The organism is Rhizobium sp. Pop5, from assembly GCF_024721175.1.
In the GTDB taxonomy this organism is placed as follows: domain Bacteria; phylum Pseudomonadota; class Alphaproteobacteria; order Rhizobiales; family Rhizobiaceae; genus Rhizobium.
The window spans coordinates 954,422-975,263 of sequence record NZ_CP099399.1; the positions used below are offsets into that span (position 1 = coordinate 954,422).

Annotated in this window: 23 protein-coding genes and 1 pseudogene; 8 read left to right on the top strand and 16 right to left on the bottom strand. The window is 60.9% G+C overall.

Features of this window, described 5'->3' with window-relative positions; translation table 11 throughout:
- Positions 1-147: 147 nt before the first annotated feature.
- Positions 148-1,515: an aspartate aminotransferase family protein gene (locus tag NE852_RS06820; RefSeq protein ID WP_008522623.1), complete on the top strand. Its 1,368-nt coding sequence runs from the start codon at positions 148-150 to the stop codon at positions 1,513-1,515.
- A 6-nt stretch (positions 1,516-1,521) separates the two neighbouring features.
- Here NE852_RS06820 and NE852_RS06825 read toward each other — a convergent pair.
- The 4 genes and pseudogenes from NE852_RS06825 to NE852_RS06840 form a co-directional block, all read right to left on the bottom strand.
- Positions 1,522-3,010 (bottom strand): annotated as a pseudogene (locus NE852_RS06825) (ArnT family glycosyltransferase).
- Positions 3,007-4,509 (bottom strand): glycosyltransferase family 39 protein, encoded by a 1,503-nt coding sequence (locus NE852_RS06830; RefSeq protein WP_008522619.1) that lies wholly within the window; start codon positions 4,507-4,509, stop codon positions 3,007-3,009. The pseudogene NE852_RS06825 and the gene NE852_RS06830 overlap by 4 nt, the downstream one beginning before the upstream one ends.
- 12 nt (positions 4,510-4,521) lie before the next feature.
- Positions 4,522-5,538 carry a glycosyltransferase family 2 protein gene (locus NE852_RS06835; RefSeq protein ID WP_008522617.1) on the bottom strand — a complete coding sequence of 339 codons (1,017 nt, stop codon included), beginning with the start codon at positions 5,536-5,538 and terminating at the stop codon, positions 4,522-4,524.
- A gap of 148 nt (positions 5,539-5,686) precedes the next feature.
- Complete coding sequence (locus tag NE852_RS06840) at positions 5,687-7,174, bottom strand: glycosyltransferase family 39 protein (RefSeq protein ID WP_008522615.1); 1,488 nt, start codon at positions 7,172-7,174, stop codon at positions 5,687-5,689.
- 176 nt (positions 7,175-7,350) lie between these two features.
- On the opposite strand from NE852_RS06840, the gene NE852_RS06845 reads away from it, so the two are divergent.
- Complete coding sequence (locus NE852_RS06845; protein ID WP_008522614.1) at positions 7,351-8,313, top strand: lysylphosphatidylglycerol synthase domain-containing protein; 963 nt, start codon at positions 7,351-7,353, stop codon at positions 8,311-8,313.
- Here the strand turns inward: NE852_RS06845 and NE852_RS06850 are convergent.
- The 4 genes from NE852_RS06850 to NE852_RS06865 are packed head-to-tail and all read right to left on the bottom strand — an operon-like array spanning position 8,281 to position 10,620.
- Positions 8,281-9,522, bottom strand: coding sequence for an RNA polymerase sigma factor (locus NE852_RS06850; RefSeq protein WP_008522612.1), 1,242 nt, complete (start codon positions 9,520-9,522; stop codon positions 8,281-8,283). The genes NE852_RS06845 and NE852_RS06850 overlap by 33 nt on opposite strands.
- A 9-nt stretch (positions 9,523-9,531) precedes the next feature.
- Positions 9,532-9,891, bottom strand: a complete 360-nt coding sequence (locus NE852_RS06855) for a YciI family protein (protein WP_008522610.1) — start codon at positions 9,889-9,891, stop codon at positions 9,532-9,534.
- 2 nt (positions 9,892-9,893) lie between these two features.
- On the bottom strand, positions 9,894-10,253 hold the full coding sequence (locus NE852_RS06860; RefSeq protein ID WP_008522609.1) for a YciI family protein: 360 nt from the start codon (positions 10,251-10,253) through the stop codon (positions 9,894-9,896).
- 10 nt (positions 10,254-10,263) lie between these two features.
- Positions 10,264-10,620 (bottom strand): YciI family protein, encoded by a 357-nt coding sequence (locus tag NE852_RS06865; protein WP_008522608.1) that lies wholly within the window; start codon positions 10,618-10,620, stop codon positions 10,264-10,266.
- Positions 10,621-10,634: 14 nt separating this feature from the next.
- Between NE852_RS06865 and NE852_RS06870 the strand changes: the two genes are divergently transcribed.
- Entirely contained in the window at positions 10,635-10,991 is a 357-nt protein-coding gene (locus NE852_RS06870; RefSeq protein ID WP_245270518.1) for a DUF2850 domain-containing protein, read from the top strand.
- Positions 10,992-11,000: 9 nt separating this feature from the next.
- On the opposite strand, the gene amn is transcribed toward NE852_RS06870, so the two are convergent.
- The 3 genes from amn to NE852_RS06885 all read right to left on the bottom strand — a co-directional run bounded on the left by amn (position 11,001) and on the right by NE852_RS06885 (position 13,319).
- Positions 11,001-12,503: an AMP nucleosidase gene (gene amn, locus NE852_RS06875; protein WP_008522606.1), complete on the bottom strand. Its 1,503-nt coding sequence runs from the start codon at positions 12,501-12,503 to the stop codon at positions 11,001-11,003.
- Between the two features lie 85 nt (positions 12,504-12,588).
- Complete coding sequence (locus NE852_RS06880) at positions 12,589-12,768, bottom strand: hypothetical protein (RefSeq protein ID WP_008522599.1); 180 nt, start codon at positions 12,766-12,768, stop codon at positions 12,589-12,591.
- A 212-nt stretch (positions 12,769-12,980) separates the two neighbouring features.
- Positions 12,981-13,319, bottom strand: a complete 339-nt coding sequence (locus tag NE852_RS06885) for a DUF2147 domain-containing protein (protein ID WP_037170614.1) — start codon at positions 13,317-13,319, stop codon at positions 12,981-12,983.
- A 443-nt stretch (positions 13,320-13,762) separates the two neighbouring features.
- Between NE852_RS06885 and NE852_RS06890 the strand changes: the two genes are divergently transcribed.
- Complete coding sequence (locus NE852_RS06890; protein ID WP_008522589.1) at positions 13,763-14,032, top strand: sel1 repeat family protein; 270 nt, start codon at positions 13,763-13,765, stop codon at positions 14,030-14,032.
- Positions 14,033-14,159: 127 nt separating this feature from the next.
- On the opposite strand, the gene NE852_RS06895 is transcribed toward NE852_RS06890, so the two are convergent.
- From NE852_RS06895 to NE852_RS06905, 3 genes are all read right to left on the bottom strand, one after another.
- Positions 14,160-15,275: a pyridoxal phosphate-dependent aminotransferase gene (locus NE852_RS06895; RefSeq protein ID WP_008522587.1), complete on the bottom strand. Its 1,116-nt coding sequence runs from the start codon at positions 15,273-15,275 to the stop codon at positions 14,160-14,162.
- 104 nt (positions 15,276-15,379) lie between these two features.
- Positions 15,380-15,781: a pilus protein PilZ gene (locus NE852_RS06900; protein ID WP_008522585.1), complete on the bottom strand. Its 402-nt coding sequence runs from the start codon at positions 15,779-15,781 to the stop codon at positions 15,380-15,382.
- A gap of 220 nt (positions 15,782-16,001) precedes the next feature.
- Positions 16,002-16,403 (bottom strand): DUF2177 family protein, encoded by a 402-nt coding sequence (locus NE852_RS06905; protein WP_008522584.1) that lies wholly within the window; start codon positions 16,401-16,403, stop codon positions 16,002-16,004.
- Between the two features lie 161 nt (positions 16,404-16,564).
- On the opposite strand from NE852_RS06905, the gene NE852_RS06910 reads away from it, so the two are divergent.
- Positions 16,565-17,011, top strand: a complete 447-nt coding sequence (locus NE852_RS06910; RefSeq protein WP_008522583.1) for a host attachment protein — start codon at positions 16,565-16,567, stop codon at positions 17,009-17,011.
- 61 nt (positions 17,012-17,072) lie between these two features.
- On the opposite strand, the gene NE852_RS06915 is transcribed toward NE852_RS06910, so the two are convergent.
- Positions 17,073-17,939, bottom strand: coding sequence for a LysR family transcriptional regulator (locus NE852_RS06915; protein ID WP_008522581.1), 867 nt, complete (start codon positions 17,937-17,939; stop codon positions 17,073-17,075).
- Positions 17,940-18,030: 91 nt separating this feature from the next.
- Between NE852_RS06915 and NE852_RS06920 the strand changes: the two genes are divergently transcribed.
- Entirely contained in the window at positions 18,031-18,282 is a 252-nt protein-coding gene (locus NE852_RS06920; RefSeq protein WP_128623478.1) for a hypothetical protein, read from the top strand.
- Here NE852_RS06920 and NE852_RS06925 read toward each other — a convergent pair.
- Positions 18,233-18,565: a hypothetical protein gene (locus NE852_RS06925; RefSeq protein ID WP_008522579.1), complete on the bottom strand. Its 333-nt coding sequence runs from the start codon at positions 18,563-18,565 to the stop codon at positions 18,233-18,235. The two genes, NE852_RS06920 and NE852_RS06925, sit on opposite strands and share 50 nt — an antisense overlap.
- Before the next feature lie 355 nt (positions 18,566-18,920).
- On the opposite strand from NE852_RS06925, the gene NE852_RS06930 reads away from it, so the two are divergent.
- Together NE852_RS06930 and NE852_RS06935 are read left to right on the top strand one after the other, a co-directional pair.
- Positions 18,921-19,361, top strand: a complete 441-nt coding sequence (locus NE852_RS06930; protein WP_008522577.1) for a glyoxalase superfamily protein — start codon at positions 18,921-18,923, stop codon at positions 19,359-19,361.
- Positions 19,362-19,447: 86 nt separating this feature from the next.
- Complete coding sequence (locus NE852_RS06935; RefSeq protein ID WP_008522576.1) at positions 19,448-20,815, top strand: MATE family efflux transporter; 1,368 nt, start codon at positions 19,448-19,450, stop codon at positions 20,813-20,815.
- The last annotated feature ends 27 nt before the right edge of the window (positions 20,816-20,842 follow it).

A 20,842-nucleotide genomic window follows, 5' to 3' on the forward strand; every position in this document is an offset into this window, starting at 1 on the left:
TTGAGCCGCCCCCGCCAAAGGCGCCGCAACACGTACCTCGAGTCGCGGCAGCGTCGCTCGCCAAGACCTTGAATATCCTCCGGAACAAGGCCAAGCTGCCATTTCATCGCCAGCAGCCTTTCAATCCATGAGGGTCTTTCACCAGCCATGCCCGATACTTACCCGCTCTCGAATCTCGCCGCGATCGACGCCGCGCACCACCTGCATCCCTTCGCCGATATGAAGAAGTTGAATGCCGAAGGCACGCGCGTCATCCAGCGCGGCGAGGGTGTCTACATCTTCGACAATCACGGCAGGAAATACCTCGACGGCTTCGCCGGCCTCTGGTGCGTCAATATCGGTTATGGCCGCCGGGAGATCACGGAAGCCGTCGCGCGTCAGATGAACGAACTGCCCTATTACAACACCTTCTTCGGCACGACCTCGACGCCGACGGCGCTGCTTGCCGAGAAGGTCACCTCACATGCCGGCGGGCGGTTCAACCATATCTTCTTCACCGGCTCCGGCTCTGAAGCGAACGACACATGGTTCCGCATGGCCCGCGTTTATTGGAGCGCCGTCGGCAAGCCGTCGAAGAAGATCGTCATTGCGCGAAAGAACGGCTATCACGGCTCGACCGTCGCCGGCGCCAGCCTCGGCGGCATGAAATACATGCACGAACAGGGCGACCTGCCGATCCCGGGTATTGTTCATATCGGCCAGCCCTATTGGTATGGCGAGGGCGGTGATCTCTCGCCTGCTGAGTTCGGTCTCAAGGTCGCTCGCGAACTCGAAGCTAAGATCGACGAACTGGGCGAGGAAAATGTCGCTGCCTTCGTCGCGGAGCCGGTACAAGGCGCAGCCGGCGTCATCATCCCGCCCGAAACCTATTGGCCGGAGATCGACCGCATCTGCAAGGCGCGCAATATCCTGCTCGTGTCCGACGAAGTGATCTGCGGTTTCGGCCGTCTGGGCGTCTGGTTCGGCCATCAGCATTATGGCGTCGAGCCGGATCTTGCGCCGATCGCCAAGGGTCTTTCCTCAGGCTATCTGCCGATCGGCGGCGTGCTCGTCAGCGACCGCATCGCCGATGTGCTGATCAACGACGTCGGCGACTTCAATCACGGCTTCACCTATTCCGGTCACCCGGTCTGCGCTGCCGCCGCACTCGAAAACCTGCGCATCATCGAGGAGGAACGGCTGGTCGAGCGCGTGCGCGACGATATCGGGCCGTATTTCGGCAAGGCCTGGGCAGCGCTGGCGGAGCATGATCTTGTCGGCGGGGCTGATAGTATCGGGCTGATGGGTGGCCTGCAGCTTGCCGCTGAGAAGAGCACGCGCACCCGTTACGAAAAGCCAGATCAGGTCGGCTCGCTGGTGCGTAACTACGCGCTGGCGAACGGCCTCGTCCTGCGCGCCACCGGTGACCGCATGCTCGCCTCGCCGCCGCTCGTCATCAGCCACGCGGAAGTGGATGAGATGGCGAGAATCACGAAGCTGGCGCTGGATGCGGCATGGAAGGAACTGAAATCCTGACGTCGTTCAAGCCGGCGGGTTGATCCAGGCGTAGCCGAAACGAAAGCTATCGTCACCGCGCCCATAGAAATAGGGCACGTCGATCACCGACGCATCAGGCGCGGTGACGCCGAGATTTGCCTGGAGCCATGCGGCCATGGCCGCGGGAAGCGCTTCGTTTTCTCCCTTGCGCGGGATGAGCCACACGAGGAGAAGCGGCCGCCGGTCGGAGAGATCCGGCTTGAAGCCCGGATAATCCATGGAAACGACCGGTACGCCGGGAATATCCTGCCGCAGATTGCCGGCAAGCAGACTGTCACCGGCAAGGATAGCCGCCGGTTCGGCCTGTTTTCGCAGGACTTCGAGCATGCCGGCGTAAGGTCGGTTCAGTCGCTCGTAATGACCTGGAGAAGCGTGCCGTGGCCACACTGCCGTAAAGAACGGCCGGCACGCCGATCATGATGACGGCGACAACCGGGATGAAGCGCCGGAAAGCCTTGCCTGTCTCCACGCCCGCCGCCTCGATCTTCAGGCAGAGATAGAGCGGCAGGATGAAGAGCATCGGCACCAGCCAGCGATCCTTGATGCCGGCAGCACCCCCGAAGACGATCAACAGCAGAATGCCGATGACGAAAACGAGCATCATCCGCTCGAGGAGCAGCGTCCATTCGGAATGGGCGGCGAGTGCTGCGCGCAGGCTCTTGCCGAAGACGACCGCAAACACTGCGACCGTCAATCCGGCAAAACCGATAATGGCGAGAGCGAACGAGCCGACGCCCATCGCCACTTGCATCAGATAGCTCGCATTGTCGCTCGACGTCATCTTTTCCAGGGTTCGCGCGGTCGCGAAATGGAGATTGTCCTTGAGCCAGAAGAGATGCGGCAGGGTAATAACGAGCGCCACCACTGCGGTCAGCGCGAGCCGCCAATCGAAGATCCGTGGCCGCAGGCGCTGATCCGCCAGCGCTGCAATCAGAGCGGCGGCCGGCAGGATCGCGAAATTGTATTTGGCAAGCAAGCCGAAACCGATGCCAATGCCTGCGATTGCGTAGGAGCCGAGGCTCGGCTGCTTCAGGCTGCGAACGAAGCCGTAGAAGAAAACCGTGGCCGAAAAGAACACGGCGACAGTATGCGTCAGGTCGCGCTGCATCTCGAAGACCATCTGCGGGATCGTCAGCAGCCCGAGCGTTGCGACCGCGGCGAGCGCCTTGTCGCGCAGGATAAGGCGTGCGGTCAGGCCGTAGAGCACATAGGAGGTGAAGAGCAGAAGGTTCTTCACCACAGAAAGGGCGGCAAGCGAAACGCCGGTAAACTGGAAGACGGTGTATTGCAGCCAGTTGTAGAAAGGCGGCTGCGGGCCGTAACCCGCGGCGAGCCATTGCGATCGGAAGACCTGTTCGGCCTCGTCGAGATCGAGCGAATGCGAGGTTGCCAGCCGCACGCCGAATTGAAGCGCGAAATAGGCGGCCAGCAGGACGAAGATCCATCGCATGTCGCGAGGGCCGGTTTCGGTCATTTACCGGTCCCCGCCTGAGCCCAGGCATAACCGAGCGAAAAATTGTCACCCTGGCGGCCGAAATAATAGGGAAGCGACAGCGAACCGATCGCCTGCGGCACGACACCGGCCGCCGTCAGCGCCGATGAAAGCCGCTCCGGCATCACCGCATCCGCGGCCGTCTCCGTCTTTTTACCGCGCCAGGCGATGAGTACGGGGCCACCGGCAGACGCATAGGATGGGATGCCGGTCACAGGGAAATCCGGGATGACGACGGGCACATCGGGAAACTGCAGCCGCATGTTGCCGCCGACATAGGTATCCGAGGCGATGATGAGGGCGGGTTGAGCCTGCCGCATCATTTCGCGCGCGAGGCCGGCCATTGGCACGTTCGGTCGGCTGTAGGTGCCGATCAGCCCGGCGCCGACGACGCGGAAGCCGAGCGCGATCAGCACGCATGCCATCAGCACCGGCACGACAGGCCGGAAGCGGCGCAATCCGGCAGAAAGGTCAAACCTGGCTGCCTGCATCTTCGCCAGGAAATAGATCGGCAACACGAGCAGGAACGGATCGAGCCAGCGCTCGCGGACCATGGTGGAGCCGGTGAGGAGTACGATGAGGGCGATCCCGGCGAGGCTTGCAAGCATCATCCGTTCCATCATCCCAGTCCAGCGGTTTCCCGCCGAAAATGCCCGGGAGAAATCCCGGCGGAAGGCGGCGGCGAAGGCCGCAACGGGCAATGCTGCAAAAGCGATGATGGCGACGAGAAAGGCGAGAAGGCCTTTGCCGATCCGCGACGCGCTTGCGGGCTCACTGCCGGCGGCCATCTTGCCCAGAGTGTCGGAGGAGGCGAATTCGAGATTGTTCCGCAGCCAGTTCGCATGCGGCAGGACGATGACGAGCGCGATGGCGACTGCGACGAGCAGCCGCCAGTCGAGCACTCTCCGCCGCCATTCCGCATCGGGCAAGATGGCGATCAGCGCGACGACGGGCATCAGGGCGAAGTTATATTTCGAGATCAGCCCGATGCCGGTCGCAAGCCCGAGCAGGAGGTAACTGTCGATACCGGGCCGGTTGAGCGTGCGGAAGAAGCCGTAAAGGAACAGCGAGCTGGCAAAGAGCAGTGCGGTCGTATGGGTCAGATCCTGCTGGGCCATGTAGGAGACCTGGGGCAGGGTGATCAGCGCCAGCATGCCGACGGCGGCAAGCGTCTGGTCTTTCAACGCTTCGCGTCCGGCAAGACCGTAGAAGAGGTAACACAGGAAGAGCAGGATGTTCTTCGGAACGATCAGCGCGCCCATCGACATGCCCGCCACCGAAACGATGGCATATTGCATCCAGTTGTAAAAGGGCGGCTGCGGGCCGTAGCCCGCCAGCAGATATTGCGAGAAGAAGGATTGCTCGGCCTCGTCGAGTTCCAGCGAATGCGGAAGCGCGATGCGCAGCGCGACGTTCAGCACGAAATAGGCTGCAAGCAGCAGGCTTGCGGTTCCAATCGTCTTCGTCGCGCGCTCCAGCATCGTGCTGCCGGCTTACGCTTTGGTTTGATCGTCGAAGATCTGCCGGACGATATAGTTCGGGGAGGCGTCGTCGCGGTAATAGGTGCGCGCGATCATTTCCGCCAGGATGCCTGTTGTGATCATCTGTACCGAAGACAGCAGAAGCACGACGCCGACCATCAGCATCGGGCGCGTCCCGATGTCATTGCCCATGATGAACTTGTCGAAACCGAGATAGAGCAAGATCAGCATCGCGATCGCGCCAAGTCCGAGGCCGAGCGAACCGAAGAAATGTCCCGGCCGCGCCTTGTAGCGCATGAAGAACATCACCGACAGAAGATCGAGGATGACGCGGAAGGTGCGCGAAATCCCGTATTTCGAAACGCCGTGCTCGCGGGCATGATGGGTAACGGCCATCTCGCCGATGCGCGAGCTCGGGACGACGCCGGCAACCCAAGCCGGGATGAAGCGGTGCATCTCGCCCATCAGCTTCACCTGCTTGATGATCGAGGCGCGATAGATCTTCAGGCTGCAGCCATAGTCGTGCAGTTTGACGCCGGTGATGCGGCCGATCAGGTAGTTGGCGCACCAGGAAGGGATCTTGCGCAAGAACAGCCCGTCCTTGCGGTTCTTGCGCCAGCCGACCAGGAGGTCGAGTTCGCGCCGTTCCAGTTCGGCGACCATCGCGGGAATGTCCTTCGGGTCGTTCTGCAGATCGCCGTCCATCGTCGCGATCAGGCGGCCCTGAGCAGTATCGATGCCGGCCTGCATGGCGGCAGTCTGGCCGAAATTACGCTGCAGCTCGACGATTCTGAGCGCCAGCCCTGCGCGTCCGACGAATTTGCGGGCGTTGACAAGCGTCGCATCCGTGCTGCCGTCATCGACGAGGATCAGTTCCCAGCGATTGGTGTATCCGGCCATCGCCGAGACGATGCGCTCGACCAGCGGGCCGACGCTTTCCTCTTCGTTGAAAACGGGCACGACCAGCGACAGTTCGAGCGATTGTACCGGATCATTCGCACCGCGAATGGTTTCTACCGTTGTCTGCAACTCTTGATCTCCAAAAGGCCGTCGGGCGGAACGGCTTCCATAGCCGCCGCAGCACTTGGGGAAGCCTACTACATGAAGTGTTCGCCCGTTGCCAGCCGCCAATGCCGGTTTCCCGCAATCGGCCGATATGGCACCGACTGTTCATATCCTATTTCGCGCCGCCCTCGACCCAGGAATAACCGATCGAGAAGGGGTGTTTGTCGTCACCAAAGAGATAGGGCAGTGTCAGCGTGTTCAACTCTTGCAGATGGATGCCCGATGCTTCGAGATCGGCAGCGAAGTCTGGCGGGATGGCTGCATCATCAGCCGTCTTTCCGCGCCAGACGACCAGCACCGGCCCTTTCGCCCGCGCGTATTCGGGAACGCCGGGACCGGCGAAGAACGGCATTGCGCTCGGAACATCAAGCTCCAGCCTCAGATTGCCGGCAAGATACTTGTCCGATGCCACGATGAGAACGGGCTTGCGGGACGCGGTCAATTCGGCCGCGAAGCCGGAGAAGGGCGCGTTCGCCCTTGTATAGCCGACATATTGCACGCCGATGATCCGGATCAGCAGGACCAGCAGGATGACGACCATGAAGACCGGCACCACGGGCCGGAAGCGCGCAAGGCCGGCGGAAAGGTCGAAGCCCGCCGTTTCGAGTTTCAGGAACAGATAAAGCGGCAGGACGAGCAGGAACGGGTCCAGCCAGCGCTCATGGATATCGCTGGCGCCGCCGATGAAGACCAGGCTCACGACCGCAAACAGGCTGATGGCCATCATCCGTTCGATCACCCGTATCATCGGGCCGGAGGAGGAGAGTGCGCGAAAGAAATCCCGCCGGAAGGCGGCCGCGAAAAGAACGATCGGCAGTGCGACAAAGCCGAGGACCGCGATGATGAAGGAGAGCAGCCCCTGTCCCATCCGAGGAAGGCCGGCGGCGGCCTCGTCCTTGGCGGCCATCCGCTTCAGCGTCGAGGCGGAGGCGCGGGCGAGATTATCAGGCAGCCAGAGCGCATGTGGCAACACAATCAGAATGGCGACGACGATCGCCGCCAGCAGGCGCCAGTCGAAGAGACGGCTGCGCCATTCCCGGTTCGGCAGCACGGCAATGAGGGCGGCAAACGGCAAAATGACGAAATTATACTTCGAGATCAGGCCGATGCCGGTGGCGATACCGATGACGAGGTAGCTTCCGAGCGACGGCCGTTGCAGCGTACGGAAGAAGCCGAAAAGGAAAAGCGACGTGGCAAACAGCAGCGCCACAGTGTGGGTGAGCTCCCTCTGTGCCAGGAACCCTACCTGCGGCAGGGTGATGAGGCTCAACATGGCGACGGCGGCGATCGACCGGCTTTTCAGCACTTCGCGGGCGGCAAGGCCGTAAAAGAGGTAGCATGAGAACAGCAGGACGTTCTTCGGAATCGAAATCGCCGCCATCGATATGCCGGTCACCGAGACGACGGCATATTGCATCCAGTTGTAGAAAGGCGGCTGTTCGTTGTAGCCCGCCAGCAGATATTGCGAAAAGAACGACTGTTCCGCTTCGTCGAGATCAAGAGTGTGCGGCAATGCCAGCCGTAGCGCGATATTCAGCAGGAAATAGCATGCCAGAAAAATGCTTGCGCCCGTAATGCCTTTGGTAATCCGCTCCAACATCGATCTCCACGTCAAGCCGGCAAGGCGCCATCATCTACCCGTCGGTCGCCTGCGTGGAAGCGAGTCCACCGCCATCGCCGTCAACTCCGGCGTTGTGCGCAACCTTCATTTCTCCTAAAAGGCCGGGCGACGGAACCGGAGCCCCAAGCCGACGCCAAGCGAGGATTGCCTAGTACATGAAGAGTTCGATCGTTGAAAGCCGGCAGTCCTGGTTTATGCGCAATCGCATGACTGTGCTGACGGTCGTCATAGTCGCAGCCTATGCGCTCTTCGTGCAATGGTTCTGGGGCTGGCCCGTCATCATCAAACAGTGGGCCGATGTCGGCGCAGGCCCCGTAATCGGCGCGCTGGTGGCGCTGACGAGCACCTATTTCCTGCGCACCTGGCGCATCTACGATTATTTCCCGAAGGAAACGGCGGGCCGTTTCACGACGCTCTTCCGCGTCACGCAGATCCACAATCTGCTGAACATCATGCTGCCTTTCCGCACCGGCGAGACCAGTTTTCCCCTCTTGATGCGCACCGAGTTCGGCATTCCGCTGACGCGGGGAACCTCGGCGCTCTTCGTCATGCGGCTGCTCGACCTGCATGCGCTTCTGGCCGCCGCCGGCATCGGCTTTGCGCTCGCGGCCGCCAACATGGTGGCTGCCTGGTTGCTCTGGACGGCCTTCCTGCTTTTGCCTGTTGCGTGTTTTGCTGCCCGCAAGCCGTTGCTGCGCCTTGCCGCCAGGCTTCTGCCCGCCAAGGCGCAGAAATTCGTCGTGGAGATCGAAAACGGCTTGCCGCTCGATGCCGTCGCCTTTGCGCGCGCCTGGGCGATGACGATCGTCAACTGGCTGGTGAAAGTGGTCGTCCTTGCCTGGGCGCTCGGCCTGATGGGGGTGCTGCCGATGGCGGCAAGCTTTGGCGGCGCGCTCGGCGGTGAGCTCTCTTCCGTGCTGCCCGTGCATGCGCCCGGCGGTGTCGGCACCTATCCGGCCGGAATCACCGCAGGTGCCATTGCTCTCGGAGCGTCGAGCGAGCGGGCAGCTCTCGCCGCGCTGGCGCAGGCGAGCGTCAATGCCCATCTGCTGATCATTGTCTCGGCGCTCACCGGCACGGCGATCTCACTGCCGCTCGGACGTCGCGGCAAGCTCTGAAATCCGTTTTCTCAGAAACGCCTGCTCCGGCTCCTGCCGGCAGAGCGACAGCGCTGTTTCATAGGCCGCGATCGCCTCTTCTCTCCGGTCGAGGCGACGCAGGAAATCGGCGCGCGCCGAATGGGCGAGGTGATAAGCCTGCAGCTCCCGACGGCCCAGAATGGCATCGATCAGGTCCAGGCCCTTTTCCGGCCCTTCCGCCATCGCGACCGCAACCGCGCGATTGAGCTCGACGATCGGGGAGGGCTGGGCCGCCAGAAGCAGATCGTAATAGAAGGCGATCTGCCGCCAGTTGGTTTCTTCAGTCCCCGGTGCCTGGGCATGTTCGGCGGCAATCGCTGCTTGCAGCGTATAGGTGCTGATCTCTCCCGCTCGCATCGCCTCGGCAAGCAGCGCCAGGCCTTCCGAGATCTTCTCATTGTCCCAGAGCGAGCGGTCCTGATCCGCAAGCAGCACCAGCGATCTCTGCTCGCCGCGGCGGGCGTGGCGGCGGGAGTCCTGCAGCAGCATCAGGGCCAGCAGGCCGGAAACATCGGGATGCGGGAGAAGCGTCAGAAGCAGTCGCGCCAGCCGTATCGCCTCTGCGGTCAGGTCGGCGCGGACGACCTCTTCGCCCGAGGAGGCTGAATAGCCTTCGTTGAAGACGAGGTAAATGACGTGCAGCACCCGGTCGAGCCGCTCCGGCAACGCCTCGCGGCCCGGCACTTCATAGGGAATTTTCGCCGCCCGGATCCTGCCCTTGGCGCGCACGATCCGCTGGGCCACCGTCGGCGCCGGAATGAGGAAGGCATGGGCGATCTCTTCGGTGGTCAATCCGCAGATTTCCCGAAGCGCCATCGCCGTCTGCGCGTCGGCTGGTATAGCGGGATGGCAGCAGGTGAAGATCAGCCGCAGCATGTCGTCTTCGATCGCTTCCATATCGCCGATCTCCGTTTCGTCGACCGTGTATAGGCTGTCCTCGATGTGCTGCTGCGAGGCGTCGAAGCGCGCCCGGCGCCGGATCGTATCGATCGCCTTGAAGCGTCCCGCCGAAACGAGCCATGCGAAAGGGTTGCCGGGAATGCCGTCCGCCGGCCATGTCCGGGCGGCTGCGGCAAAGGCATCGTGGAGGGCTTCCTCTGCCCGGTCGAAATCGCCGAGAAGGCGGATCAGCGTTGCGAGCACCCGGCGCGATTGCGTTCGGTAGATCTCCTCGATCACGTTTTCCAAAGGCGCACCTCAATCCGGCAGGGTCAGCGTCCGCACCGGCCTCAGCTCGACCGCGCCGAAACGAGCCGAAGGAATCCGTGCGGCAATCTCCTTCGCCTTCGCCATGTCCGGCGCCTCGATGACGTAGAAGCCCGCCAAATATTCCTTCGTCTCGACATAGGGTCCGTCGGTGGCCGAAAGCGTGTTGTTGCGAACGCGCAGCACCATCGCCGTATCAGGCGTCTCCAGCGCATCGGAATGGATCATGATGCCGTCGCGGAGCAGCTCCTCGTCGAAGGCGAAATGGGCTTTGATCAGCTCATTGCCTTCATCAGGCGTCAGCGTGCCATCGATGTCGGTGGAATTATAGATCAGGCAGAGGTAACGCATGGCTATTTCCCATCCTGAATCGCGTAAGTCGGGCGCACTTCGATTGAGGCATATCTGAGGATCGGAAAACTCGACGCGATCGTCTTCGCCTCCTCGATATTTTCGGCTTCTACAAGCACAAAACCGCCGAGGTGCTCTTTGATTTCGGCAAATGGGCCATCGGTCGCGGAGGCTTCGCCATTGCGCAGGCGGACGGTAATCGCAGTTGACGGTTCATGCAGGGCGAGCGCCACCAATAGGTGACCGCTTTCGCGCCAGCGATTGTCGCTGATGATGCACTCTTGCGTGAGCGCATCCCATTCGCTCTGAGGGACCAGCTTGCTTTTTTCCGTGTCGAACCAGATCTGGCATAGAAATTTCATCGCTCTTTCCTCATTTGGCTCCGAATTCGTGGATTGGCCGCACCTCGATCGCGCCGAGCTTGGCAAGCGGGATACCGGCGGCAATACGGATCGCGTCGTTAAGATCCTTGGCTTCGATCAGAATGAAGCCGCCTAGTGCCTCCTTCGTCTCTGTGAAGGGGCCGTCCGTCACCGACATCTCGCCGTTGCGCACCCGGACGGTCACGGCCGATTTCGGCGGTTGCAGCGCTTTGGAGATGATCATATGCCCGCTTTCGGCGAGATGCCTGTCATAGTTGAGGCAATTCGTGTCGAATCCGGCTTTCGCCTCTTTCGTCATGGCGTCGAGTATCGCGCCATCGAACCAGACCTGGCAAAGGTATTTCATCGCAGGCAGCCTCCTTGCGGGGTATCAATACTCCTGGACGAACGGTCTCCACGCATTTCGACATCGACGAGAAAAAATCTTTTTACCGGTCCGGTGTCGATACCGCAGGACAGCACTCGACAAGGCTTCGTCGAAACCTGTCGAGGAGAATGGCAATGAATATTCTTGAAATTGCGGTGGCAAGCCAGATCTGGGCACGCCGCCATGAAAAACGTGAAATGGAGTACCTCGAAAGCGATGGGCTGAAAGTTCTTCTGCGCGTCGCTTTTACCTTCCTCGCCTTCACGCTGTTGATCGCAGGACTGAACATTGCCGCCGACAGGCCGCAGATGCTTGCACAGCAGGCGGCACCTGTCGTGACGGATCGATGAGGAAACGGCCTATTGGAAGGCCGTTTCGAAGAAGCTGCGCAGCTTGCGTGAATGCAAAGCTTCCGGCGGCATGGCGGCAAGCTTTTGCACGGCGCGGATGCCGATCTGCAGATGCTGGTTGACCTGTGTGCGGTAGAAGGCCGTCGCCATGCCCGGCAGCTTCAATTCGCCATGCAGCGGCTTGTCGGAGACGCAGAGCAGCGTGCCGTAGGGCACGCGGAAGCGGAAGCCGTTGGCGGCGATCGTGGCCGATTCCATGTCGAGCGCGATCGCGCGCGCCTGGGAGAGCCGCTTCACCGGCCCGCGCTGATCACGCAGTTCCCAGTTGCGGTTGTCGATCGTGCCGACGGTGCCGGTGCGCATGATGCGCTTCAGCTCGAAGCCCTCGTAACCGGTGATTTCGGCAACGGCCGCTTCCAGCGCCACCTGCACTTCGGCGAGCGCCGGGATCGGCACCCAGACCGGCAGGTCGTCATCGAGAACATGGTCCTCGCGCATATAGGCATGGGCGAGAACATAGTCGCCGAGACGCTGGCTGTTGCGAAGACCGGCACAATGGCCGAGCATCAGCCAGGCATGCGGGCGCAGCACGGCGACGTGGTCGGTGATCGTCTTGGCGTTGGAAGGCCCGACGCCGATATTGATCATGGTGATGCCGGCATGGCCCTTCTTCTTCAGATGGTAGGCCGGCATCTGCGGCAGGCGGGCGAGTGTGGCATCCGTTTCCGGCACGTTCGAGCCTGGCAGAGTGACGATGTTGCCCGGTTCGACGAAGGCTGTATAGCCGTCGCCGCCCTCTGCCATCAGCTTGCGCGCCCAGCTGCAGAACTCGTCGATGTAGAACTGGTAGTTCGTGAACAACACGAAATTCTGGAAATGCTCGGCATGCGTCGCCGTATAATGCGACAGGCGGGCGAGCGAATAGTCGATCCGCTGCGCGGTGAACGGCGCAAGCGGCGAAGGTTCTCCCGGCGGCGGGATATATTCGCCATTGGCGATCTCGTCGTCGGTGGTGTTGAGATCCGGCGTGTCGAAAATATCGCGCAGCGGAATGTCGACGAAGGCGGCTGCCGATGCTTCCACATGCGCGCCCTCGCCGAAGGCGAAGTGCAGCGGGATCGGCGTCGTCGATTCCGAAACGACGACGGGGACATTGTGGCTCTTCATCAGGAGCGTCAGCTGCTCCTTCAGATAATGCTTGAAGAGCTTCGGCCGGGTGACGGTCGTCGTATAGATGCCTGGCGCCGTGACATGACCATAGGAAAGGCGCGAATCGATGTGGCCGAAGCTCGTCGTCTCGATGCTGACCTGCGGATAGAAAGCGCGGTAGCGCGAAGTGATCTCAGCACCCTGCGCAAGTTCGGTGAAACTCTGGATGAGGAACGCCGTATTACGCTCGTAAAGCGCCGTCAGCGTCTCCACAGCCTTGGCGGGATCATCGAAGCTCTGAGGCTGGAAATGTGCAGGGGAGGATATGTCGAGGGGCGATAAAGGGGAGATTCGTTTGCTCATGACGCATTATAGAGAGTCGTTCTTGACAAGCAAACGACGCGCCGACGGAATCAGATTATTTTATCCTCTTCCGTGTCTGAGGCCGTTACTGCACCGATGGCGCGCAGAAGCTGCCCTTCGTTTCCAGGCAGGTATAACTCGCCCCGAAATGCGACTGCGTGCCGCCGCCGCCGTTCCGGACCACCGCCGCCGAAAATGTGATCGCGAAAATCGCGGCGAACAGTGTGATGATGCTAAGGCGTCTTGCCAGAATATAGATGTTCATTGCCTTGCCCCCGATACGCAACTCTATCGTGGGAAGAGTTTTGCCATAGGGCGGCTGAACGAGTGCTGAGATGCCGGTTCATCCGCCGTTCAGCTTGCGGGGCAGGCTCGGGGGGCAATGGGAGGATCGAAAGGTCCTCCACGAGGCTTCGAGCATGCCGATGTTTCGGCATGCTTCTGCGTTTGAGAAATCGTTGAATAGGGGCTGCGGCGTCAGAGCCGCGTCCAGGTCTGCGTCTTGCAGAGGACCTTCATCACGCAGCCCTGCATCTTCAGGGAATTGCCGGAAACCTTGCCCGAGCCGCTATAGGTCTTGTCGGCGGCGGGATCGGTAATTTCGCCGGCATAGCTGCCGGCGGTTCCCGCAAGCGTGCCGATCTTGCGGCCAGCATATTTACCGGTCTTCAACGTCACGCAGTAACTGCCGCCGCAGGATGCGATCACCGCCGTATCGCCGGCGGCCGTCTTCCAGTTGCCGACGATCGGCTCCTCGGCGTGTGCGATACCCGCGACCAGTGCAATAGTGCCGGCGAGAACGAAGCTGCGGATCATCTTTTCCTCCCTGATGTCCTTGTCGGTCGCGAAAATAGCTGACGCGAACGTAAAGGTAAATAAGCCTGATGACTGTTCTGCGGATCGGATGAAAACGAGAGAAAAAAGCCATGCGGCGGGCTTGTAAATACATAGCCTGCTGATTTCATGATGAACGATCCCTTTATTTTCAAATCTGAATTTTTCGTAAAATCCAAGCGAAAATCCTTAAAATGCAGGCAATCCGATGTTTAACAAAAATCCAATTTTACCAAGCATTTGCACTTTGTTTGTCGCAAATTAATCATGCATTTTAGGCGTTTTTTGAAAGCCGTTTGGCATAGTGAACCCATCAAACGAGCGGGGCAAACCCGCCGGACCGGAAGGGCCGAAAGCTGCGATAGACGGCAAGGCCAGAAGGTAAAACAGGGTAAGTCATAAACAGGCTAACAGGGATAAAACCGATGGCACGCTTTGAAATGCATAATGCTGAAACGGCCACCATGGGTGGCGACAACAACAGCGCCGATATCTTCTGCGAAATGGGTCTGATGTATGCGACCGGCCGCGGCTGCGACGTCGATCTGGTTGCCGCCCACAAGTGGCTGAACATCGCCGCGATCAAGGGCAACGACCGCGCCGCCGAGCTTCGCGCCGACGTGGCCGCTGCCATGAACAAGATGCAGCTCGCAGCAGCGCTGCGTGCCGCCCGCGAATGGATGACGGTTCACTGAGACCGTCTCCTGCCGACAATTCGAAGAAATAACAACCTCGAAAGAGGGGGTTGGCGGGCGCTTGAAGAGGGCCGATGCCGGGAGAAGAGAACCGCGGCCGGATCCTCCACCGGGCGCGGTTCTTCTGTTATCGGCCGATCTTTTTCAGCACCTGCGGCAACGTTTCTTCGAGAAGCGCCAGATCAGCCTCTGGCCCGACGCTGACGCGGATGCAGCGGTTGAGCGGCGCGATGCCCGGCATGCGGATGAAGACGCCATGCTCCATCAGGCCATCGACGATCGCCTTAGCATAGACGCCGTCGCGTCCGGCATCGATCGCCACGAAATTCGTCGCCGACGGCAGCGGCTGGAGACCGTTCGCCCGGGCGATGCCGGCGATCCGATCCCGCGCCGCGTGGATTTTGCTGACCACTTCGACCAGATAGGCCTGATCCTCCAGGGCGGCGAGCGCTGCGGCCGTCGCCAGCCGGTTCATGCCGAAATGATTGCGGATCTTGTCGAAGGCCTGCGCGGTGCCCGCCGTCGAGATCACATAACCGGTGCGTGATCCGGCAAGGCCGTAGGCCTTGGAGAAAGTACGGGTGCGAACGATATTCGGCAGGTCGATGAGCGAGGCGATCGAAGGCAGCGAATTTGCCGGTCCGGTCTCGCTATAGGCCTCGTCCAGCACCATCAGCGTCGTTTCGGGCAGCCCCCGGGCAAAGGCGACGATCCTGTCGGCATCCCACCAGCTTCCCATCGGATTGTCGGGATTGGCGAAATAGATGAGCGGCGCGTTTTCGCGCTTGACGGCATCGAGCAGCCCGTCGAGATCCTCGCGGTCGTTTGCGTAGGGAACGGTCACCAGCCGGCCGCCGAAGCCGGCGACATGGAAATTGAAGGTCGGATAGGCGCCGAGAGAGGTGACGACAGGCCCGCCAGGCTCGATCACCAGCCGGACGATCTGGCCGAGCAATTCATCGATGCCGCTGCCGATGGCAATATTAGCGGCCGGAACGCCGAGATGGACGCCCAGCGCTTCCCTGAGCGCGAAGTTTTCCGGATCATTGTATTTCCAGATATTGCCGGCCTCCTTGCGCATCGCCGCAAGGACGGAAGGGGCCGGGCCGAAGCCGTTCTCATTGGCGCCGATACGGGCCAGAACGGCAAGCCCGCGCTGGCGCTCGATCGCCTCGGGACCGACGAAGGGAACTGTGGAGGGCAGGGCGCTGGCAAGAGGCGTAAAGCGCGAAAAAGCGGACATGCGAAGGCGATTTCCCGGGCATATTGACGATTGGCGCAACAATAGGCCCGGGCACGGCCAAGGCAAGCAAGATTATTTCCGCAGCCGGGCTATCGCCTGCCTGTTCACGCGCGGAAAATGGGTGCCCGCCGGGCGGCGATCGCTTCCGTGTTGCCGACGAGGAAGTCGGTGCGCACGACGCGGCGCAGAACCTCAGGATCCAGGATGTTGATGAACCGCACCCCGATGCGTTCCTTGTGGCGATAGACCTCGGCGCAGCCTATGCGATAGGCCAGACCGAGAATGTTGAGATAATAGTGTTTCGGCAGGCCGGCGGTAGTCGACACGATGAAGGTGGCGCCGCCCTGCGAGATATCGATGATCTCGGCGCTTCGCATGGAGACGCCGGTGAGGCACGGCCGGACGGCAACGATACGGGCGGGCCGTTTAACGTTGAATTCCTCCCAGCGCAGGTCGTAGATGGCGGATTTGACCGTGGCAAGGTGTGTGGCGCGGAGCATAGTCATCTCACATTCTCCGTCAGACAGGGCACATTCGGGGTCTTGATCTCAAGCAGGGGCATCTTGATCTCATTCAAGCGGGTCTTGCTCGAACCAAGGTCACATGAATGTTTTGCGCATTCGTCAAATATAAAATTACAATTTTAACGAGTTTAAACTTTGTTTCCAAGCGGGACGCCCGGATGTCCATTATCGGGACGCGGGATCTTCGCCTCGGGCTCTCGTTTCAGCCGATAAATCTGACGGCGAAATATCCGCCGGCGGCGGTCAGCGCTGTCAGAGCCGTGCCCCAGGCCATGTCGATCAGGCTCATGGCGAGCGGCCAGCTCCGGAGCGTGGCGAGATTTGTGATGTCGTAGGTCCCATAAGCCGCCAGTCCCAGAATGGCACCGTAGGCAAGCGCGGTTGTGATCGAGCCGGCCGACAGCGCCGGCTGCACGGCTAGCACGACCACCGCGGCGGTAAAGAACAGATAGAATAGCGCGGCGACCGCAAGATTGGGCGAGGGCAGCATCAGCGCCCCCAACTGCTGGCGATAGAAGCTGCGGGCGATGAGGCCGAGCCAAATCCCGTCGCAGACAAGAAGGGTGAGGAAGGCGCCGGCATAGGCGAGCAGGGCTGTCTTCATCGTCAATCTCCCGAACAAGTCCTTCTACGCAGCAACGGCCGGTCGGATCGCCGCCCGATCGATTTCGACGCAATTTTCCGAACTCTTTCAATGGCCGGGCGTTCTGCCTTAACCGATGACGCGGGGCGCGCGCTTCGAATGACGACAGCGAGGAGTTGAAGATGACCGATGTCAGAGTCCCTTGGGAATCATGGGTCGTGGTCTGCAACGGAGCCAAGGCTCTGATCATGCAGAATGCCGGCGATGCCCAATCGATGAACCTGAAGGTGCTGGAAACCCTGAAACAGCCGAGCGAGCCCGATCGTGAGATCGGCACCGACAAGCCCGGCCGCAGCCACGCCGCCGATGGCCTCAGCCGAAGTGCCGTCGAGGAGACCAGTTGGCAGGACCAGGCCGAAGCGCAATTTCTGAAACAAGTGGCGGAGAGGCTGGACGAACTGGTGCACGAAAAGGACGCTCGCCGCATCGTCATCGTTGCGCCGCCGAAAGCGCTCGGCGTATTGCGACCCGCGCTCGGGGCCGAGACGCAGTCGGTGATCTCGGCCGAATTGGCGAAGGACTATACCAATATGCCGGTCGATGAGATCGAACGGCATCTCGCCGCCTGAAACGGCTGCGACAAACCGAGGGAACGCGGGCCGATCGCCCCGCGTTTTCTGTGTCGATAGGTCACGTTGCCGTTTTTTGCCCGGCAAACAAATCTTCATGATCGCCAAAGAGCGCCGCCAGGCGGTCGATAACAGTCCTGACCTCCGGCCGTTGCCGTTCGTCATCATGTGCGACGATCCACATGTCGTAGGTCAGCTCATCGATTACAGGGCCGGCGCGGACGAGTTCGCGCTCCCGATCGCCGATGAAACAGGGAAGTATGCCACGACCGGCACCACCTCGGATGAGGTAAAAGAGCATATGTGGCGTGTTCGTCCAGCTGGTGATCCAATAATCCGGCTGTTCGAAAGTCCATTTGTCCGCCGGCGTGATGGCGATATCGGTGCCGAGCGAGATCCAGTTGCAGTTGGTCTCGTCGTAGCGGGCCGACTGGTAAGCCGCATGCGCTACAGTGACCGACCGGCGGATCGCGACGTTGCCGCTATCGGGTCGGCCGTGGCGAATGGCGACATGGGCCTCCCGATAGGTGAAATCGACGCTCACATCGCGGGTCTTGTAGCACATGCGGAAGCTGTCCCTCGGTGTCCAGACGCTGGCCAGATGGTCGGCGATGAAGCGCGAGGTCCAGCTGTCGGCGGCGGTCGAGACGATTGGCAGCGTTAGCACATCGCCGCGCCAATCGGAGATTGCGCTCGCCGCCTCCTGCATCAGCCGGACGCGATCGAGCAGTTCTTGCCCATCCTTTGCCAGCACATAGCCGGTCGGGCCGCGACTGAACAGCGAGCGACCCGTCACCCGTTCGAGCGCCAACATGCGCCGGCCGATCGTCGGCGCGCTGAGCCCGGTGCGCGATGCCGCCGCCGAAAGTCCACCGCCGGTCGCGACATGGAAGAAAAGTTGAAGGTCGTCCCAGCTCGCGTCTTTCATGGATGAAAACCCCCTTTCCCCCGCGCCTCTACATAGCAAGGGCGTGACGCCTTAGCTCAACTACTCCAGCAAATAGATGGAGGACGGAGCAATGCTTCTCAACTGGGTTGTTCTCTTCAACGAATTGAAAGTCCACGATCGCCGGGAGCGCCGCGATCCTTTTGCCGATCCGCTTGACCGGCCGGAGTGGCGCGGATTTCTCTGGGTCATTCCTGCTATTGCGCGTCTCACCGCAAGGCGGGGCGCCGAAACAAGGGTACCGCGCGGTGACGAATCACGGATCGCAGCAGGCCTCAGGTTTCGAAGCTCAGCCGCAGCACATGGTGCAGGAATTCCGGATTGATCAGCATGTTGAAGCTGATCGTTACCAATTCGCCTTCGCGCTTGACCACGGTCGCGCCGATCTCGTCATGGATACCGAGGATCTCGAGGAAGAAATGGCTTGGCATTTCCAGGCTCGGGCTCACTTCGAGCAGTGCGCCGGCAAGGGTGATTGTACGGATCAGGCAGCGTACCTGCGTTCCGGTGCTGAGGTGATGGCCGACGAAGATGATGTTGCCGGGTCTGTCGAGATTGAATTCTCTGTAAGCACGTTCCGGCTTGGGGTGTTCGGTGTCGAGGTGCATCTGAAAGGCCCTTTTAGCCTCCGCTCATTGTATGACAGGATTATAACGCGGGAGTGCTGACAATTGCTGAAGAGCATCGTTAAGATTGAAGCTTTCTGCAAAGGCTATAGGCGAATCGCCCCGATTTTGTGCAGTTCTGCCCCAAATTTGCTCATTCGTAGCGCGGGTGCGTCATTCTTGACATGGAGGCGGCATTCGCGCATACAGACGGCCGGTTCGAGGCACCGGCCGCTCGCGGATGAAAATCCATGGTGAAGTCCTCGCGATCATGGTCACGGCCCTTTGTGCATGCTGACTGGCGGCAATGCGAGCTCCCATCCGCAGTCGAAGAGCATGCCTTTTGAAGGCTCACGCCATGACGACGACCTATCCCGGTATTGAAGAACTGAAGGCCCAGGCCAAGCGCCTGCGCCAGGCGATGAACGATCGCGGCACTGCGCTGACCCACAGCGCGGCCCTGGAACTGATTGCTCGCCAGCATGGCGCGCGTGACTGGAATACGCTCTCTGCCCTTGCGGCAAAACCCAATGCCAGTCCGAAGACGTCACTTTTCGTCGGCGCGCATATTCGCGGCCGTTACCTCAATCAGCCGTTCACCGGCGAAATTCTGGCGCTTTCGGCTCTGCCGGGCGGTGATCTTCACAAGATCACCATCCATTTCGACGAGCCGGTCGATGTCGTGACTTTCGAAAGCTTTTCCGCCTTTCGCCGGCGCGTGACAGCGCAGATCGATGCCGATGGGGTCTCGCCGAGGAAGACCTCCAACGGCCTGCCGCACCTGGTACTCGACCTCTAGATTGTTTTTCTTCTTCTTCGAGGCGCCCGAATCCGGATCATTTCAAGCCGGGGTCGGAGCCCGCCCGATATTGCACGGATTTCACCATGACCGATCTTTCCGAAGGCAATGCCTTTCTCACCGGCTGGCTGCCGGGCGTTTTCCTCTGGACGGCAGCGCCGATCATTGCGATCACCACCGTCAACGGCCTCTTCACTGTGGTCGACGCCTATTTCCTCGGCGCCTATGTCGGCCCGGACGCGCTTTCCGCCGTCAGCTTGATTTTCCCCGGGCTGATGCTGCTGGTTGCGCTGCAATCGCTCGTTTCGAACGGCATGGCGAGCATTCTCGCCCGGCGGCTCGGTGCCGGCGATCGCCAGGGCGCGCGACAGCTATTTGCCGGCGCCCATACGCTGGCGCTTGCGGTTATCTTGATCCTCAATACGGTCTATTGGACCCTGGGGCGGCAGATCATCGATGCAGGCGCTGCCGGAAACGTGGCTGTTAGTCATAACGCCATGCTGTTCATGGGGGTGATGATCGCCTTTGCACCGGTCAGCTTCTTCCTGTCGCTGCATCTCGTCGGGCTGCGTTGCGAAGGCAAGATCGGTTTCATGACGCTGGTGACGCTGTCGGCCTCGCTGCTCAACATCCTTGCCAACTGGCTGTTCATGGCGGTGATGCATTGGGGTGTGCTCGGTTCGGCAATGGGCTCCATCGCATCGCAATTCGTCTGTCTTACAGCCGTGCTCGCCTATCGTTGGCGCCGGCCGACGGCGCTCAAGTCCTCCCGGGGATTGGCGTTTGCCGAATGGCGCGCCATCATCGCCTTCGGCGCGCCCATGAGCCTTGGCTTCATCGGCATCTCGCTGGCTTCCGCCGCTATTCTCCTCAACGTCTCGTTCTGGAGCGAGCATGACTATGTCGCGACTGTTGCCGCCTACGGCATCATCACGCGGATCATGACCTTCACCTATCTGCCGCTGCTCGGTCTCAGCATTGCGCTGCAGACGATCGTCGGCAACAATCACGGCGCCGGTCTCGGTCTCCGCGTCGGCCGCAGCCTGCAGATCGCGATGGGCGCAGCGCTCGTCTATTGCACTCTGGTGGAGATCGCCGTCGAGCTGTCGGCAAGCCGTCTCGGCGCCGTCTTCGTCGCCGACCCCGCTATCATCGCCGAAGTCAGGCGAATCCTGCCATGGACGATCGGCGCCTATTTCCTCTTCGGGCAGATGTTGATTCTCTCGTCCTATTTCCAGTCGATCGGCGATGCTCCGCGCGCCGCGATCTTCGGCCTGTCGCGGCCCTATCTGCTGACCCTGCCGCTCACCTTTCTCTTGCCTCTGATCTTTGGCGAGCAGGGGATATGGATGGTGCCGGTCTTTGCTGAGGCGGGAATGCTCGTGCTTGCCTTTCTGGTGCTGTCGCAGAACGCCAAACGCCGCGGCTGGCGCTATGGGCTTCTGCCCGCCTGACATGGAAAAGCCGCGCTCCCGGCGCGG